We start from the raw sequence: 16,412 nt of genomic DNA on the forward strand, positions 1-16,412 counted from the left end.
GAACCTTTATTTCGTTTTCTTACGTTTGTCGTCGGCTTTCCACTGACCACCTTCATACCATGCGGACCAGCCGGTTGCTTTACCATCCGCATTTTCCGACATGACGTATTGTTGCTTAGTCTTCCGGCTATAGCGAACAATCGTTGGATTGCCGTCGGGATCTGCTGCCGGAGCATCGGCTAAATAATGGAATTTCGATGATAAACGATCTCGAAAACGCGCCAGCTCCTCAACCTTTGGAGCCCGAGTTTCCCGTGATTTCGGGAAGTTATGCGCCGCTAAGAAAATTCCCGATGCACCATCTCGCAAGACGAAATGAGCATCACTTTTTTCACATGGCAGCTCAGGCAAATCCACCGGATCTTCTTTCGGAGGAGCTGGTTCGCCATTACGTAATAACTTGCGGGTGTTCTTACAATCCTCATTACTACAACCGAAGTATTTACCAAAGCGACCGTTTTTAAGCTCCATGTCTGAACCACACTTATCGCATTCAATAACTGGACCTTCATAACCTTTAATTTTAAACGTGCCAGCTTCAACGTAGGTTCCAGGACAGGTTGGCGTATTACCACACACGTGTAATTTACGCCCCTCATCCACCAGGTAGCTGTCCATTGCGGTACCGCACTCATCGCAACGGCGCTTGGAACGCAACGCTTCGGTCTCAAGCTCTTCCTCATCGTCAACTTTGATGACTTCTTCGCCAGGGGTGAGATTCATCGTGTTGGTACAACGTTCCTTTGGCGGCAAATTATAGCCTGAACAACCCAAGAAGACGCCAGTGCTGGCTGTTCGAATATTCATCTTGCGCCCACAACGAGTGCAATCGATATTGGTAGGAACTGCTTGGTTGGGGCGCATTCCGCCCTCTTCAGCATCCTTTTCTGCCAGCAATAGTTTTTGGTAGAAGTCTTGGTAAAAATCATCCAGTACCGCTTGCCACTGCTTTTTGCCTTCGGCGATATCATCGAGCTGTTGCTCCATGTTCGCGGTAAAGTCATAGCCGATCAGATCATCAAAATTTTCCATTAGACGATCGTTGACGATCTCTCCCATCTTCTCGGCATAAAAACGTTTATTTTCAAGACGCACATAACCACGATCTTGAATGGTTGATATAATACTGGCGTACGTTGATGGACGCCCAATCCCACGTTTTTCAAGCTCTTTCACTAATGAAGCTTCGTTAAAGCGAGCGACCGGTTTAGTGAAGTGTTGTTTCGGATCCAGTCCTTGTAGGCTCAATTTGTCGCCGACTTTAACATCCGGCAAGATCAGATCTTCTTCACCTTTTTTACGCACTTGGGGTTGTACCTTCGTCCAACCTTCAAACTTTAATACTCGGCCTTTTGCAGTTAATTCGAAATCGCCGGCCTGAACACGAATGGTCGTTGCGTCATATTTAGCTGGCAACATCTGGCAAGCAACGAATTGGCGCCAGATAAGCTCATAGAGCCTCTGGGCGTCTCTTTCCATATCACCAAGGGATGAGGCCTTTATATTGACATTAGATGGCCTGATGGCTTCGTGGGCCTCTTGTGCGCCCTCTTTACTGCCGTACCTATTTGGGTTTTCCGGTAAATAGTTATTGCCAAAGTTATCGGCAATATAATCTCGACAACTCGAAACAGCCTCAGCACTAAGGTTAGTAGAGTCTGTTCGCATATAGGTGATGTGCCCAGCCTCATACAAGCGTTGCGCCATCATCATGGTTTTCTTTACCCCAAAACCCAGTCGCGTACTCGCCGCTTGTTGTAGAGTAGAAGTAATGTAGGGGGCACTCGGACGACTAGAGGTTGGTTTGGACTCACGCTGCAAGACTTCATAGTTTGCCGCTTTCAACTGCGTTAATGCCGCATCGGTTTGTTGCTTGTTCTTAGGTTTAAAATTAGCGCCATTTTGCTTGGCTACTAACATCCGCAATTGAGTATCCTGAGCATTAAGATCGGCGTGAACATCCCAAAACTCTTCCGGCACGAAGGCTTTGATTTCACGCTCGCGCTCTACGACAAGGCGCACAGCGACAGACTGCACACGTCCTGCTGATAACCCACGCGCAATCTTCTTCCACAGCAATGGTGAAACCATAAAACCAACGACACGATCTAAGAAACGGCGAGCTTGTTGTGCGTTTACTCGTGCGGTGTTGACATCACCTGGATGCTGAAAGGCTTCTTGGATCGCATTCTTAGTTATCTCGTTAAAAACGACCCGCTTATATTCTTTATCTTTACTACCAAGAAGCTCCTGCAAGTGCCATGCAATAGCCTCTCCTTCTCTATCCAAGTCGGTCGCGAGGTAGATGGTGTCTGCGTTTTTAGCGAGCTTTTTGAGTTCGTTAACGACTTTTTCCTTTCCTTGCAAGACTTGGTAATGCGCTCGCCAATTATCCTCTGGGTCTACCCCCATGCGGTCAACCAACTTTAAATATTCATGTTTGCGCAAATAAGCTTGCTGTTCTTTTTCGGATAATTTTTTGAGTTCTTTGGCCGGTTTTTTCGGCTCTACTTTACCCAAAGCTTTGGTTGGAAGGTCGCGTACATGCCCAACGCTAGATTTTACAATAAAATCTTTACCTAAATATTTATTTATTGTTTTTGCCTTTGCAGGTGACTCAACAATAACCAGTGATTTTGACATTTAGTTAAATTAAACCTTTGATTTTTATTGGTTTTTAATACTTTGCACGCACATACAATCGGCAATGCGAGGCAAATTGCTTTTTTAACATATATCGGCAAAGTGAATAGAAAACAAGTTCTTCTTCATAGATAAGCACAATTGTTGTTTTTTTGACCGCTCGAGCTGTTCACTTTTTAACCAGCACAATTGGCAGCCACTTTTAATTGCGTATAATGCTGAAAAATTCGACGTCTCAGGTTGTTGATCCAGTGACTGTAAACACGCAGAAACGCGTTTATGCAGTGCGCACAATGAAACTGTCTCGGGTAGTTCCAGTAACCTTCCCCAGCTCTCATTGCGCATCATAACCTGCTTACAATAATAAAATAGGAATAGCACTCTATGCAGCATTTCGAAGTGAATTTTGATGGATTGGTTGGCCCCACGCACAATTATGCAGGCTTGTCTTACGGTAACGTTGCCTCACTCAACAATGCCAATGCAACAAGCAGCCCGAAACAAGCCGCTAAGCAAGGATTGCAAAAAATGAAGGCATTGGCAGACATGGGCATGATCCAAGGAATGCTAGCGCCACAAGAACGGCCAGATATCTATGCACTGCGTCGACTCGGCTTTACTGGAAGTGATGAGCGAGTGTTAAAAGATGCGTATACTCAAGCCCCGCAAATCTTTCTCGCTTGCTGCTCCGCATCCAGCATGTGGACCGCGAACGCGGCAACGGTTTCACCAAGTGCCGATACGGCGGATGGTAGAGTGCATTTTACCCCAGCTAATTTAACTAATAAGTTTCATCGCAGTCTTGAACCACAGGTAACCGGTAATATTCTTAAAGCGATTTTCACCAATGAAAAGCACTTTGCACACCATACCCATTTACCCGACAATGAACATTTCGGTGATGAAGGCGCTGCGAATCACACGCGCTTATGCTCAGCGTATGGTTATTCCGGAGTAGAATTATTTGTCTACGGACGTTACGCGTTCGATACAAGTAAACCAGCCCCACAAAAATTCCCTGCTCGCCATACCTACGAGGCGTGCGAAGCAGTGGTACGGTTGCACGGGTTAAGCGAAGACAGCGTGGTTTACATTCAACAAAATCCTGACGTTATCGATCAGGGCGTATTTCACAACGACGTAATTTCAGTCGGTAACCAAAACGTGCTTTTCTATCATGAACAAGCGTTTCTTGATACCGCAGCTAAACTTGCCGAAATACAACAAAAATTCGGTGAGCAAGAGCTCCACTTCATTAAGGTACCAACCACAGAAGTCAGTGTTGCAGATGCCGTTAAAACCTATCTATTTAATACCCAGATAATTACTTTACCCAATGGCGAAATGGCGATCATCGCACCGACCGAATGCGAAGAAAACGCAGCGGTCAAAACCTATTTAGACAAGCTGGTTACTTTAGGTACCCCAATTAAACAAGTTAAATACTTTGATGTTAAACAAAGCATGCAAAATGGTGGTGGCCCAGCCTGTTTGCGGTTACGCGTAGCCATGAATGATGTCGAGTTGGCAGCGGTAAACCAGCAGGCGCTGATGAATGACACTCAATTTGCGCGCTTGAACCAATGGGTTGATAAACACTACCGAGATGAACTCTCGGTAAAAGATTTGTGTGACCCCCAACTTCTCATAGAGTCGCGCACAGCGCTTGATGAATTGACTCAAATAATGAAGCTGGGCTCGGTTTATCCATTCCAGCAGGGTTAACAAAAAAAACCGCTCGATAGAGCGGTTTTTTTTACTTTTCGCACGGGCGACAGCGATGAAATATGCTGCTACTCACATCGCGGAATACTACATCGAATACCCATTCCCTCACCTTCATCTTCAATTACATTGATCTGGTAGCACGCAGCGCTGTTGTACTCTCAAGTTAGAATTACCATGCAAAAAAAACCGCTTCAATGAGAAGCGGTTTTTACTAGTGTTTCTAATGAACAGAGCTTTAGTCAGTTGTACTACAATCTGCTACGCGACCAAATGGGTTTGGAGGAGGAGGTGATGCTTCTTGCGTCGCATCAACTGCTGCTATAGGCAAAGTCAGCTGCAAGCTATCCTGCGCTTCACTTCCCGAGGAGTTGCCAAACGCCGTAATCATAACATCTGTCCAAGGACCAAACTGCTTAGGATAACGTAATTCGATCGTAGCCTGACCATTCGCATCAGTTCGATTTAGACCATCTTTAAACGCGACGGTGCCAATGATCCCTGGCGTTAACTCGCCGTCACCATTAGTGTCTTCGCCAGCATCTAAGAAACCGTTGCCGTCGATATCCTCGTTCGGGCAGAAGATGGTTGGAATCGTATACCAAACACGTAAGTCTGGATCCCAAGCCCAGTCACCTTTGAAGTAACCGCCGCCTTGTGCAAACTTCACAGGAGTTGATGATACCGTTAAATTGACGTTACCCACTGCTTGACCAACCGAGTCAGATACGAACACCGCGATTTCTTTTAAATAGGAGGCACTATCTGGGATTTGAATATCTTTACCGGTACCAACCGAGAGGTCAAATGCTCTCTCACCAACAGTTAACGTAGTGAACTCGGTAACTGCAGGGTTATCAGCTACACGAGCTCGGATAATTACTGCATCTTCACTGCTAGTAGCATTACTGGTATACACGGTAGAGGCAATGCCATTACTGTCCGTAGTCGCACTATTCGGACTGATAAAACCACCACTGGTATCACTTAGTTCAAAATTAATCAGTTTTCCTTTAACTAAGTTACCTGCGCCATCTCGCACAATTGCTGTAATCGTGCTGGTACGTCCTTCTGGACCAATCAAATCAGGTGACGCATCAACATTAATCACTTGCGCATCAGTCGCGATAAATTCAACTGAGGCACGCGCAGTAACCTCACCGCCACTTCCGTCAGTCCCAATCGCAGACAGTGATGATATCCCAGCGTTATTCGAATTTATTGTAAAGGTAGCTAAACCATCAGCATCAGTCACTTGCGTATTGCTATCCAGCGTTCCGCGCGAAGCCGTGACGGTAACCGTTCCATTTACCAATGGTGCATTATCTTTAAACCAGCGGATAACGATAGTTGCATCATCACCCAACTCGACCTCTTCGGCCGGTAGCGTCGAGAAGCTAAAATCATCTTCCTGCACCGCAATATCAATCGCAGCTTGGGTATTCAAAGCACTCGCCGTTATAGTGTCTAAACCTGATACTGCAGACGAATACCCTACCGTAACTTGGCCATTCGCATTCGTTGTCGGTGATTCGTTGTCTAACGAACCAATCACTGATGATAACTGTACGGTTTGGTTGGGAATACCTTCCCCATCAGAATCAGCAACTATTATCGTAATGGTTGGCGACGTGTCGTTAATAATAACGCTAGACGGCGCATTTAAATTTATTTCAGTGCCAACCACCTCAACATCAACGGTATTTGAAAGATTACTCGTCGCAGCAGTCGCTGTAATTGTGCGCAGTGACTTATTGCTAGTTGTTAATATAGCGCGTGCGATGCCGTCGGCTTGGGTAACGCCATTGATAATCTGTAACGAAGCGCTCTGATTAGCAGAAAAATCGACCGCAATCCCTTCCATTAGAATGTTTTGTTCGTTTTTAACCAGCGCAATGAGTTCAACTTGATCTGAACCGCTCGATGCGAGTTGGATGGACGAAGCGAACAACTCGAGAGACGTGGGTAACTCACCAACCACCACTGAACCACTCGACCTAAATCCAATCGTTGCGGCCGCAGCGTTACCAGCATTCGCCACTACCAATCCATCACCAGAGTCTTCACCAACAACGATATCAATTCTTGCCACACCATCGGTGCCTGTTAATGCAGTACCTGTATCATTACCAAACTCGGCTAAGCCGTCGATATTAAAACTAAAGGTCACCAGTTCATCATTAACCGGCGCACCGTCGAGGGTCACTGTCGCAATAACAGTCAGTGGGGCACCAGAGGTTAACTCATTAGATGGCTGACCACTGCCATCAACAATTTCCAAGGCAATATTCATAACCGAGGCCGGCGGTGGTGTCGGATCTGGGTTGTCCGGCCCCTCTCGCGAGACCTCCCCGCCGCCTCCACATGCTACTAGTAGCAGGCTGAACATCATAAAAATAATTTTAGGTATTGATGATAGCTTTACATTCATTAAGTTTTTCCCCGCTATGGTTTCCATCCAATGACCACAGTTTGGTGTCTAAAAAGGTTCAGGTTAATCAGCAAACTTGCTAGGCTATCAACTACAACAACAATAACACTCGGAAATTGCATGTCTGACGCTTCTACTAAATATAGCCTAACTGCACGAATTTTTATCGGCATGATTGCCGGAATCGTTATCGGTAGTTTGCTTCAACTACTCGCTGATGATAGCGGAGATTTATCCTTTAGCCTATTTGGGATGACCATTTCCGCGTATACAATTCTAGTAGAAGGTATATTTTCAACTTTGGGAACTATCTTCATTGCCAGTTTAAAAATGCTTGTCGTTCCCTTGGTATTTGTCTCTCTGGTGTGTGGTACTTGCAGTTTGTCAGAGCCTAGTAAGCTTGGGCGATTAGGTGCCAAGTCTATAGGTATGTATATCTTTACCACCTGTATCGCTATCAGTTTGGCTATGCTCTTCGCATTGATGATCCAGCCAGGTTCAGGTGTTGAACGCCCAACAGAAGCCACGTTCACCCCGAATGAGGCACCGCCATTATCTGAAGTCTTTATCAACATGTTTCCTTCTAATCCGATTAACTCAATGGCAGAAGGCAATATGTTACAGATCATTGTGTTTGCTGTGCTTTTCGGTATTGCCATGGCCATGACCGGAGATGCAGGTAAACGTATTGGTCAGTTTTTCGAAGATATCAATACAGTTATTATGAAGCTGGTCACTATTATCATGAATCTCGCCCCGTATGGCGTATTCGTGCTTATGGCTAAGCTATTTGCAACCGTTGGTACCGACATGCTCGGCAGTTTAGCAAAGTACTTTTTCCTCGTATTCTTTGTCCTTATTCTACACGGCCTAGTCACTTATCCGCTGCTACTAAAAGCGTTTACTGGTCTTAATCCTTTAATTTTGCTACGTAAGATGCGCGACGCCGCCCTATTTGCATTCAGTACATCAAGTAGCAGTGCAACCTTACCAGTAACTCTTGAAACCGCACGTTATAAGTTGGGGGTTAAGCCGACAGTGTCATCCTTCACTATTCCGCTGGGAGCAACCATTAATATGGATGGTACCGCGATCATGCAGGGCGTGGCCACGGTATTTATCGCCCAAGTGTATGGTGTTGACTTAAGTACCACTGATTTAATGATGGTAGTAGTGACTGCCACACTTGCATCTATCGGCACCGCCGGAGTACCCGGCGTTGGCTTGATCATGCTAGCGATGGTATTACAACAAGTAAACCTTCCCGTTGAGGGTATCGCGCTCATCATCGGTATTGATCGTTTGCTTGATATGACGCGCACAGTGGTGAATATCACCGGCGATTGTACAGTAGCTTGTATAGTGGCTAACAGTGAGCAGGAACTAGACCGTAAGGTTTATGAAAATCCTAACGCGGGTGACACTAAAGAAGCGGTGGACTTCACCGATTTTTCGCACAATAAACCCTAACCTAAGCGTGGCGCATCACATTTGATGCGCCATTTATCAATCTGATAAGTAATACTCAACCGTGGAAACCACTCGGACCTTTTTGATATGCGGATTATTGCGGTCGCGCGCGGAAATAGAAAACTGTCCCTGTGACGCGCGGCGAATTTTACCTAACTGACTGTCTGAATCTTTGGCAAACTTTTGTGCCACTTCACGTGCTTTGCGAGTTGCTTCTTCAATCATTTCCGGTTTTACATCGTTTAGCCGGGTAAAAAGGTATTCCGTTTGTGTATTGTAATCTCCACCAGTAAACACAATGCCTTGCTTACCTAACACTGATAACTCAGTTTGAAGCTCTCGTACTCGACTAATTGCCGTGGAATACACCGTTACAGTTTGCAACGCGGCGTAGCGAAATTCAGCGCGTGCAGCAGCGCCATATTGCTGTGCCGATTTGTCAATAATGGTGGGAGCAGAAACGGTTAATTCAGTACGATCAATACCTCGCGCTTCAAGGAACGCACTAATTTTTTCTGCATGCACTTCCATTTGTTGATAAAGCGCACTCAAATCATTGCTCGCCGCGTTAAACTGAATGGGCCAAATAACCACATCGGCGGGATATTCACGCTCAGATAGGCCTTTTACATTTACCGTACGTTCAAATGATTTAACCTCAAGAGCAGCTTGTTTCAGGGTAACCGCCAAAACACCACAGCCAACAATAAAACAGATACCCAAAACAAGACTTGCTAAACGCTGCATATTAAATAGTCCGTCAAATTCGTTATTAACTAAGAAAAAAATAACTAAAAAAGGTTCACTTCGCTCACTTCCAAGGTGGATCCAGTCTATTTTCGCCCGCCCAAAAAAGCTTCAATTTATTTCCACTCGGGTCATATACTATTGCTTAGCGCGAGAGGTAAGATTGGTCTAAACTCTCATGCTCAAAATAAATTACAATCCCAGGCTGAATAGGTTCGCCGTTGAGTGACAACGAAAAGCTTGAGGTTCCTGCTGGGCATTTAAAGCGCACATAGCGAGGCATATCAATAATTTGCGTAAAGCCGAGTTTTTTAGGAACTAACGGCTTCAAGCATGTTATTAACCGGCAAAGTGACCTGATTTAAATCCACAAAAATATCCTCAATCTAACCATTGAGTAATTTTTCCCTTCCCATTCGATAGCTGTATTTGACATCGGGCCCCATTGACCAATGTCAAATTAGGCGGTGCATGACCAATATCCATATCAACAATTGTAGGGATGGAATAACGCGCTAACTGTTGTCGCAAGAAAGTATCAAAGTCGTAGCTACTTTCAGCTGAAATGGTTGGATAGTGTCGGCCCACTAACAACGCGTCGATGGCTTCGAAAACGCCGCGAAATTGCATCGCCATTAGCACCCGGCTTAATTGAAATGGCGTCATTTCTGCATTCTCAAGAAACAGGATCAACGGTTCTTTGCTGCGCTCGCGCAATTCCTTCAGCGCTAAAAATTCGGTATTAAATAAATGTTGTAATGTATCCCAACAGCCACCAATCAAGCGCCCTTCGATAGTGTGATGTTTTTCGCTTGGATCCAACCAGCGCCACCGCGTCTCCAACGACGGCTTTATCGTTGCCGCTGAGTCCTCGGTAATCGCGGGCCAGTCACGAGTATGATGTAATGAAGAATATTGAGTAAAACATTCGCCCGCAGCCGTATGCAAGCAATCCAGGGTTTGAACTAACAACGGATCGGTATTGCTCGCCACTAAATCCATTAAATTAGCGCAATGAACAGTGGACCAGCCAAGCTTAGCGTGTAGGACTACTGCCAGCGTGCTAATATCAGAAAATCCCATAAACCATTTTGGACGCCCTTGCGCCAGTGCGTCATAATCTAGTAATGGGAGTAACTCGATGGCTAGTTCCCCACCCCATGGCGGTGCAATAACATCAATAGAATCGTCTAATAGAAAATTCATCAATTCTCGCGCACGAGCGTGCGCTGATGCACTAACCCCGTTTTGTTCGACCCACAAACATTCGCCAACCTTCACTTGATAGCCGCGTTGAGTAAGATAATTCAGTACGTTTTCAAAGCGGGCTTTATGTGCCGACGTTAATCCCGAAGATACCGCTGTAATCGCGATGGTGCTGCCCTCACGCAGTGGCCTTGGATATAGAGTCATAATGTCATTAACTACTTAGGTGAAAATGGTAGGTATACCAAATGAACGGCACGGTCGCTATGAGGAAAGTCACCAACAACCCCCATCTGCCCGGTTTGATCAACAAACTGTTGGACGGTTTTTGCGGGTGGTAAAACACTTTGACTTTACCATCTTCACGAAAGATGACATCGCGCAATTGCAGATCAAGCAATTTGCGCGCGTTATACGAGGCAACAATCACCCATGCTGAGACTTTTTTACCCTGATAAGGTTGCCCATCGACCTGATAATCATACAAAGCATCAACGACAAAATCCCGGTCAGACGGCAGGATTTCTGGTGCACCAAATTGACGGATCCCTTTTTTTCTTAAAGTGCCCCAAGTATGCGGCCATTGACTGGCACGGATTTGTTTGTAAAAAGAAAAACCAAGAATAACAAAGCAATACAAACAGATAAAAAACAAAACGCCTTGACGCTCTCCATTCGCCGCAAGCTGCCACATCGTGTCGATATATTCCATTATCTTTCCTGCTAAAAACTCAAGTTACACAGAATTTTACTCACATTCGATACTGGGACGTTTAAAGTCATCAACAATCCAAGCACTACTTGGCCCGTTCCAGCGTGCAAAAACGGTATAATGACAGGGCGCACTTACTGTTCTACCACCTGAAATGGTTGACACGGAACTTACCCAGTCAACATGCTTTCCCTTGGTTTTTGCTTCGGTCGTCGTTATCGTCACAGGCTCGCTATATTCTCGGTTTTGTACCCACTGAAAGGCACGTCGAGAGTCACTGATATCAAACGCGTTATCAGGTGGCCCCATCTCCACCATAACTTCGCGAATATCCTTACCTACATAGCTTTGCAAAGTATTGGACATGCAGCCAGTAAGCCCAAGAACGAGAAAGACAACAAATGGATATAAACGCATGCTTACACCTATCACTGAAGTTTATTCATTAAATGCTCCGCCACTGCTTGGTATGCAGGCAGAGACGTAGGATCAATATAACCGTTTTTGGCTTTTGGATATGATGAAAAACGTACAATAACCATTTCTGCGCTGGGATCAACATAGATCGTTTGCCCATGTACCCCGCGCGCAGCATACGCACCATTCGGGTTATGTAAAACCCACCACATACTGCGGTAACTGCCATTCGGAAGAGTGCTAAAACCCGCTTTTGCAAACAAATCTTGATTACCGCCGCGCCGAATGGAATCAACGACTTGAGCGGGAAACAACCGGGTGCCATTGAGCACACCATTGTTTAACATCAACTGCCCGATCCTTGCCAGATCACGCAGACCTGCACTTAATCCTCCGCCAGCGAAAGCAACTCCTTTAGCATCGACAGTCATATATGCGTCCTGCTCCGCGCCTATGCGCCGCCATATCCGCTGGGAAAGAAAATCAGGTAACTCCATACCCGTTACCTTAGCCACGATCCAACCTAAAACATCAGTATTAATCGTTTTATAGCCAAACTCACTGCCATGCTCAGCACTTTTCATTACTGTCTGTAAATATTCGTAGTAACCGTTGGGCCCGTTGTAATCACCGGGTTTTGGTAATGGGCTTGCCGCCGCAGAATATTGCCATATACCGGCATTAGGGTCTGCGTAGTCCTCGCTATAATTCAGTGCAGTAGTCATGTCCATAACTTCTCGCACAGTGGCATCAGCAAACGCGCTATCGGCCAATTCAGGTACGTAGGTTGTAACTTTTGCGGTGTCATCAAGGTAGCCTTCTGCGATTAAAATCTCAGCAGCTAAACCGGTTAGGGATTTTGTCATCGACATCGCTGCGTGTTTACCGTCTTCGGCTAGGCAACCCGCATAATATTCATACACGATCTTGCCTTGATGCAGAATGACTAATCCATCAGTGTAATTAGCGATCAGCGATTCTGTCCATGTCATCGTTTTTTCACTACCAAGGGGCGTGAAAGTCAGGCTCTCAATACTTGAGTCCAATTGATAGCGAAGTTTTACCGGTGAACCTATACCTCGACTCACGACTTGCGTTGGCAGTAATTCGCGCATGTGACAAACGGTCCAGCGCATTTTGGGAAAACTAAAGTAATTCGACTGTGGCTGCATGATCATTTTGCTGTCAGGTGGCGGAGCACCGACCATCCAACCCAGTAATTTTGGATCGGATTGCATGGCATCTAAAGTTTGTGCCAGGCTAGCAAATGGCAAACTAAGCGCGGCTAAAAGCATGGTTAACAACCGCATAGAAATTAAGTTATTCATATGAATTTTATAAGGATTATCATGGCTCTAGCAAAAGCTTAGCACAATAGTCTTAGAGTTAGTGTGAAGTTGAACGCAAATAGTTGAGAGTAAAGCCCATGCCTGTATTGTCGGTGACTTCAACGGTGAGTGCATTTGCATCGCGCAAGACATAAACCAATTTATTGGGAAAATCATGTTCGTTATTTACAAAAACAGCACGTGTCGACGCGCACTCAATTAATTTGAACGCCACGGGTAAAGAATTAGTGGCAACTTTAGCGAGATAAAAGACTTCGCCAGACATAGCAACAATGCGCAATGTCTCTTTTTGATGCTGGTCAGGGGTTGTCAGTAAATAAGACCAACCTTCGCCTTCGAAGGTCTGCTCACTCACCCGACGCCACGACTCCATTGTTTTTCGGCTTTTTGACTGATATTGCCAATCACCCAGCATAAATTCTATGCTGTTGAGATTTGAACACGGATCCGCTTTAGCAGTAATTGTAAAGCTACAAAGGCAGAGTAAAACAGCCTTGATAAAACGTAAATTCACAGCCGCTTTTCTTCCATCAAGCCAACCAAGTTATTATCAGGATCGCGTACAAACGCGGTCCATAACTCATGATCGGGCATTTGCGCGGCAAGCGCTGGAGAGCGCTCTTGCTGTGCGCCGTTGTCTAGCGCGTGTTGATAAAACGCTTCAATATTCGCTAGTTTAAAATAAACAATGCTGTTCTTGCCGATTTCACCAGCTCCTTGCGGTGTTGAAAGCATTATACGAACGTCACCCGATTGTAAGAAAGCAAGGTTTTCTGTTGGTGCAAATAAAAACGTCAAGCCAAGAATATCACGGTAAAAAGCTAACGCATTTTGCACATCACTAACCGTTATCGCAATCTGACCGACAGCCTCTATACTACTTATGTTGTTATCGCTCATGTGTTAAACACCAATCCTACCCATAGCGCACCGTTTTTTGCCCTCATCACTAATATCCAAGTACTCTAACCGTCCTCAAAGTTCTTTCTACTTACTGGCTCAATGCCCTAGCCGGAGACAATTTTGCTGCTTTCGCTGCTGGGTAAAGCGTTGACACTACGCTTAAGAGACACGCGATCACAGCGGTAACAACAACATCCTGGGTATGGAGCTCTGTCGGCAAAAAATTAACAAAGTAAATATCGCCAGATAAGAGCTTTACACCTAGCGACGTTTCGATGTTACGGATCCAATCAGTTAAGTTTAGTGCAGTGATCACGCCGAGGATACATCCTAAAACCACACCGATCAGGCCATTAATCAAGCCTTGAATGAGAAAAGTTAGACGGATCCGACTATCGGATAACCCCATTGTTTTAAGAATTCCGATACTGCTACGCTTTTCCTCTACCGTCATAACCAATCCAGAAACAATATTAAAACAAGCAACAGCGATCACCAGAGTCAACGCGATGTAGACAATTAAACGCACTAACTGGATATCTTGATAAAGATGTCCTTGGGTTCTTGTCCAGTCAGAGATATAGACTGCTTGTGGGAAGCTATAGCCAATATCTCGCATGGTATCAAAAGCGGCAAACGGTTCGTGCAAAGTGAATCGCAAACCTTGCGCGCCACTTTTAATATTGAGCTTTGCGACCGCCATATCCAACGGTAGAAAGCCAATTTTATTGTCCAGCTCCCCACCAATAGAAAAACTACCCACTAGCGTTAGCCAAGCGGTTTGCGGTGCCTTAAATGTGAGATCATCCGTCACAGTAGGGAGTAGCAATTGGACTTTCTGCCCCACTTTCAAACCCAACGACTTTACGATACCGGCCGCTAAAATAACACCGTCAGGTTGAGTGCTAAACGCCTGCTGAGCAGCTGCGTCGACGAACTCAAATAAGGGATTCTCGCTCATGTACTCGGGGGCAAGGCCAGTTAATTCAACTGCTTTCATGTTCGCGCCAACTTGTAACATACCAGTCGCTTTTGCATAGGGTTGCACACCTGCAATACGCGGATCACGGTTGAAAGTAGTGACTTGTTCACGCCAATCTTGAATACCGTCATTTGACACCGATAGCAACTCGCCGTGCGGCACAAACGCCAAGATTCGTTGTTCAAGTTCACGCTCAAATCCATTCATGACCGACAACAATAAAATCAGAACGAAACAACCTAAGCCAACACCAAACGTTGAAGAAAACGAGATAAATGACACAAAACCATTGCTCTGTTTAGCCCGTCTAAATCGCGTTGCCAACTGCCAAACTAAGGCCATTAACGCTGCTCCTCAAGCTTTCCTGCAGACAGCGTGAGAACACGGTCAAACTGTTGCGCGAACGTTTGATCGTGAGTAACCACGACAAAAGCAGTATCCAGTGCCGCGCGCAGTTCAGCCAGCAGCGCTGCAATGGTTTCTCCCGTACTTTTATCTAAGTTCCCGGTCGGCTCATCCGCTAACACCAGTTGGGGTTGATTGACCAAAGCGCGTGCAATTGCAACCCGTTGACGCTCGCCACCCGAGAGCTGGGCTGGTGCATGCTCAAAGCGGTGCGATAAACCTACCCGACTGAGCATATCTTTTGCTTTAGTTTCAGCTTGCTGCGTTCGCATACCCGCAATAAGCAACGGCATAGCAACGTTTTCCAAAGCTGAGAATTCGGGTAGCAGATGGTGAAATTGGTAGACAAAACCTAAGGTTTGGTTTCGAAAATCGGCTTGCTGCTGACTGGAAAGCTCAAACAATGCACGCCCATTGATTTCTACGCTGCCGCTACTTGGCGTGTCCAACGCACCCAGTATATGCAGCAGAGTTGACTTACCTGAGCCGCTGCTACCCAAAATAGCGACTTGTTCACCTGCTTGCACGTTAAAATCGACGTTAGTTAAAACATCGATGGACTTATCCCCGTCTTTGAATGACTTACAAATGGCTCGGCAAGTGAGTAACGACGACATAACTTCCTTTATCTATAGTTGTTTACCAGAGAATAATACCTAGTTCAGTTATGAACTGACAGAGTCTGCGACGATTAATTGACGTTTGTCACTATAACGTCATCAATCGTTCACGATATTGTCAACGGATATAATTAGCCTGTGCTTCCAAGTTATTACCAAAAGCTTGGGATCTTCATGACAAATTCTCGGATTAAAACGCGAAGTGTATTTCTTTCCGATTTGCATCTTGGTAGTCGAGACTGCAAAGCTGAACTGCTACTCCAATTTCTTAACATTCTTGAATGTGAAACTTTGTATTTAGTCGGTGACATCTTAGATATGTGGCAAATGAGTAAACAGTTTCGCAAGCAGCAAGCATCGCGGCAAGGGCTGTTTTCATCGATTTAATCCCCATGTTTCATGCAACAAGTGAGTGAGTAACTGATTGTATTAGCTTTTTTTAAGTTGCACTTTTTCCAATATTTCACTGCTTTTTCCTCTAAACAATGCCGCACTTTATTTTCTAAAATTAACACCTATCGAAGATTCCGATTCAAACAGTGTGCGCCGTTGTGAGATGCAATGAATTAAATTAATTGAGCAGCGTTTATCTGACAAGTAGGTATGGCATCGTGAATGTTCACTAGAAGCGATATCCAGACCGTTACTGTAGCGCAAGCGGCAGTCTTCTGAAGACAAGTTGCAGTCGTTGTGACTTATTGGTGTTAAAAAGCAAGATCACAGAAAGCAGACATTCAAGGCTCGTATCGTCCCTCCCAAAAGGAGACAGTCACTTTTTATAGAAAACTAATACATTTTGGCC

General features: G+C 45.3%; 14 protein-coding genes and 1 pseudogene. 3 read left to right on the plus strand and 12 right to left on the minus strand.

The window, feature by feature from the left end; all coding sequences use genetic code 11:
• Nucleotides 1–6: 6 nt before the first annotated feature.
• Nucleotides 7–2,643, minus strand: coding sequence for a type I DNA topoisomerase (gene topA, locus CSH92_RS09985; RefSeq protein WP_100657433.1), 2,637 nt, complete (start codon nt 2,641–2,643; stop codon nt 7–9).
• A 384-nt stretch (nt 2,644–3,027) separates the two neighbouring features.
• On the opposite strand from topA, the gene astB reads away from it, so the two are divergent.
• Nucleotides 3,028–4,368: an N-succinylarginine dihydrolase gene (gene astB / locus CSH92_RS09990; RefSeq protein ID WP_100657434.1), complete on the plus strand. Its 1,341-nt coding sequence runs from the start codon at nt 3,028–3,030 to the stop codon at nt 4,366–4,368.
• A 238-nt stretch (nt 4,369–4,606) separates the two neighbouring features.
• Here the strand turns inward: astB and CSH92_RS09995 are convergent, their stop codons facing one another.
• Nucleotides 4,607–6,799, minus strand: coding sequence for an Ig-like domain-containing protein (locus tag CSH92_RS09995; protein ID WP_100657435.1), 2,193 nt, complete (start codon nt 6,797–6,799; stop codon nt 4,607–4,609).
• 120 nt (nt 6,800–6,919) lie between these two features.
• On the opposite strand from CSH92_RS09995, the gene CSH92_RS10000 reads away from it, so the two are divergent.
• Complete coding sequence (locus CSH92_RS10000; RefSeq protein ID WP_100657436.1) at nt 6,920–8,269, plus strand: dicarboxylate/amino acid:cation symporter; 1,350 nt, start codon at nt 6,920–6,922, stop codon at nt 8,267–8,269.
• Nucleotides 8,270–8,305: 36 nt separating this feature from the next.
• Here the strand turns inward: CSH92_RS10000 and CSH92_RS10005 are convergent, their stop codons facing one another.
• The 10 genes and pseudogenes from CSH92_RS10005 to lolD all read right to left on the minus strand — a co-directional run bounded on the left by CSH92_RS10005 (nt 8,306) and on the right by lolD (nt 15,607).
• Complete coding sequence (locus CSH92_RS10005) at nt 8,306–9,016, minus strand: SIMPL domain-containing protein (protein WP_100657437.1); 711 nt, start codon at nt 9,014–9,016, stop codon at nt 8,306–8,308.
• Between the two features lie 64 nt (nt 9,017–9,080).
• Nucleotides 9,081–9,387: pseudogene (locus CSH92_RS17260) on the minus strand (VOC family protein).
• 10 nt (nt 9,388–9,397) lie between these two features.
• A complete protein-coding gene (locus CSH92_RS10015; protein WP_100657438.1) occupies nt 9,398–10,429 on the minus strand; it encodes a S66 family peptidase in 1,032 nt (343 codons plus the stop codon).
• A gap of 7 nt (nt 10,430–10,436) precedes the next feature.
• Nucleotides 10,437–10,934: a DUF3592 domain-containing protein gene (locus CSH92_RS10020; protein ID WP_100657439.1), complete on the minus strand. Its 498-nt coding sequence runs from the start codon at nt 10,932–10,934 to the stop codon at nt 10,437–10,439.
• Between the two features lie 36 nt (nt 10,935–10,970).
• Nucleotides 10,971–11,351, minus strand: a complete 381-nt coding sequence (locus CSH92_RS10025) for a hypothetical protein (RefSeq protein ID WP_100657440.1) — start codon at nt 11,349–11,351, stop codon at nt 10,971–10,973.
• An 11-nt stretch (nt 11,352–11,362) separates the two neighbouring features.
• The gene (locus CSH92_RS10030; protein WP_240612773.1) at nt 11,363–12,661 is read right to left on the minus strand and encodes a serine hydrolase domain-containing protein; all 1,299 of its coding nucleotides are present in this window, start codon (nt 12,659–12,661) and stop codon (nt 11,363–11,365) included.
• A gap of 76 nt (nt 12,662–12,737) precedes the next feature.
• Entirely contained in the window at nt 12,738–13,115 is a 378-nt protein-coding gene (locus CSH92_RS10035; protein ID WP_276307865.1) for a DUF6265 family protein, read from the minus strand.
• A gap of 95 nt (nt 13,116–13,210) precedes the next feature.
• Nucleotides 13,211–13,600, minus strand: a complete 390-nt coding sequence (locus CSH92_RS10040) for a VOC family protein (RefSeq protein WP_100657443.1) — start codon at nt 13,598–13,600, stop codon at nt 13,211–13,213.
• A gap of 91 nt (nt 13,601–13,691) precedes the next feature.
• Nucleotides 13,692–14,927, minus strand: a complete 1,236-nt coding sequence (locus tag CSH92_RS10045) for a lipoprotein-releasing ABC transporter permease subunit (RefSeq protein WP_100657444.1) — start codon at nt 14,925–14,927, stop codon at nt 13,692–13,694.
• Complete coding sequence (gene lolD / locus CSH92_RS10050) at nt 14,927–15,607, minus strand: lipoprotein-releasing ABC transporter ATP-binding protein LolD (RefSeq protein WP_100657445.1); 681 nt, start codon at nt 15,605–15,607, stop codon at nt 14,927–14,929. Before lolD ends, CSH92_RS10045 begins: the two co-directional genes overlap by 1 nt.
• A gap of 177 nt (nt 15,608–15,784) precedes the next feature.
• Here lolD and CSH92_RS10055 point away from each other — a divergent pair, with 177 nt between their 5' ends.
• On the plus strand, nt 15,785–15,997 hold the full coding sequence (locus CSH92_RS10055; RefSeq protein ID WP_420807503.1) for a hypothetical protein: 213 nt from the start codon (nt 15,785–15,787) through the stop codon (nt 15,995–15,997).
• The last annotated feature ends 415 nt before the right edge of the window (nt 15,998–16,412 follow it).

The organism is Neoalteromonas flava, assembly GCF_002807685.1.
Classification (GTDB): Bacteria; Pseudomonadota; Gammaproteobacteria; order Enterobacterales; family Alteromonadaceae; genus Alteromonas_E; species Alteromonas_E flava.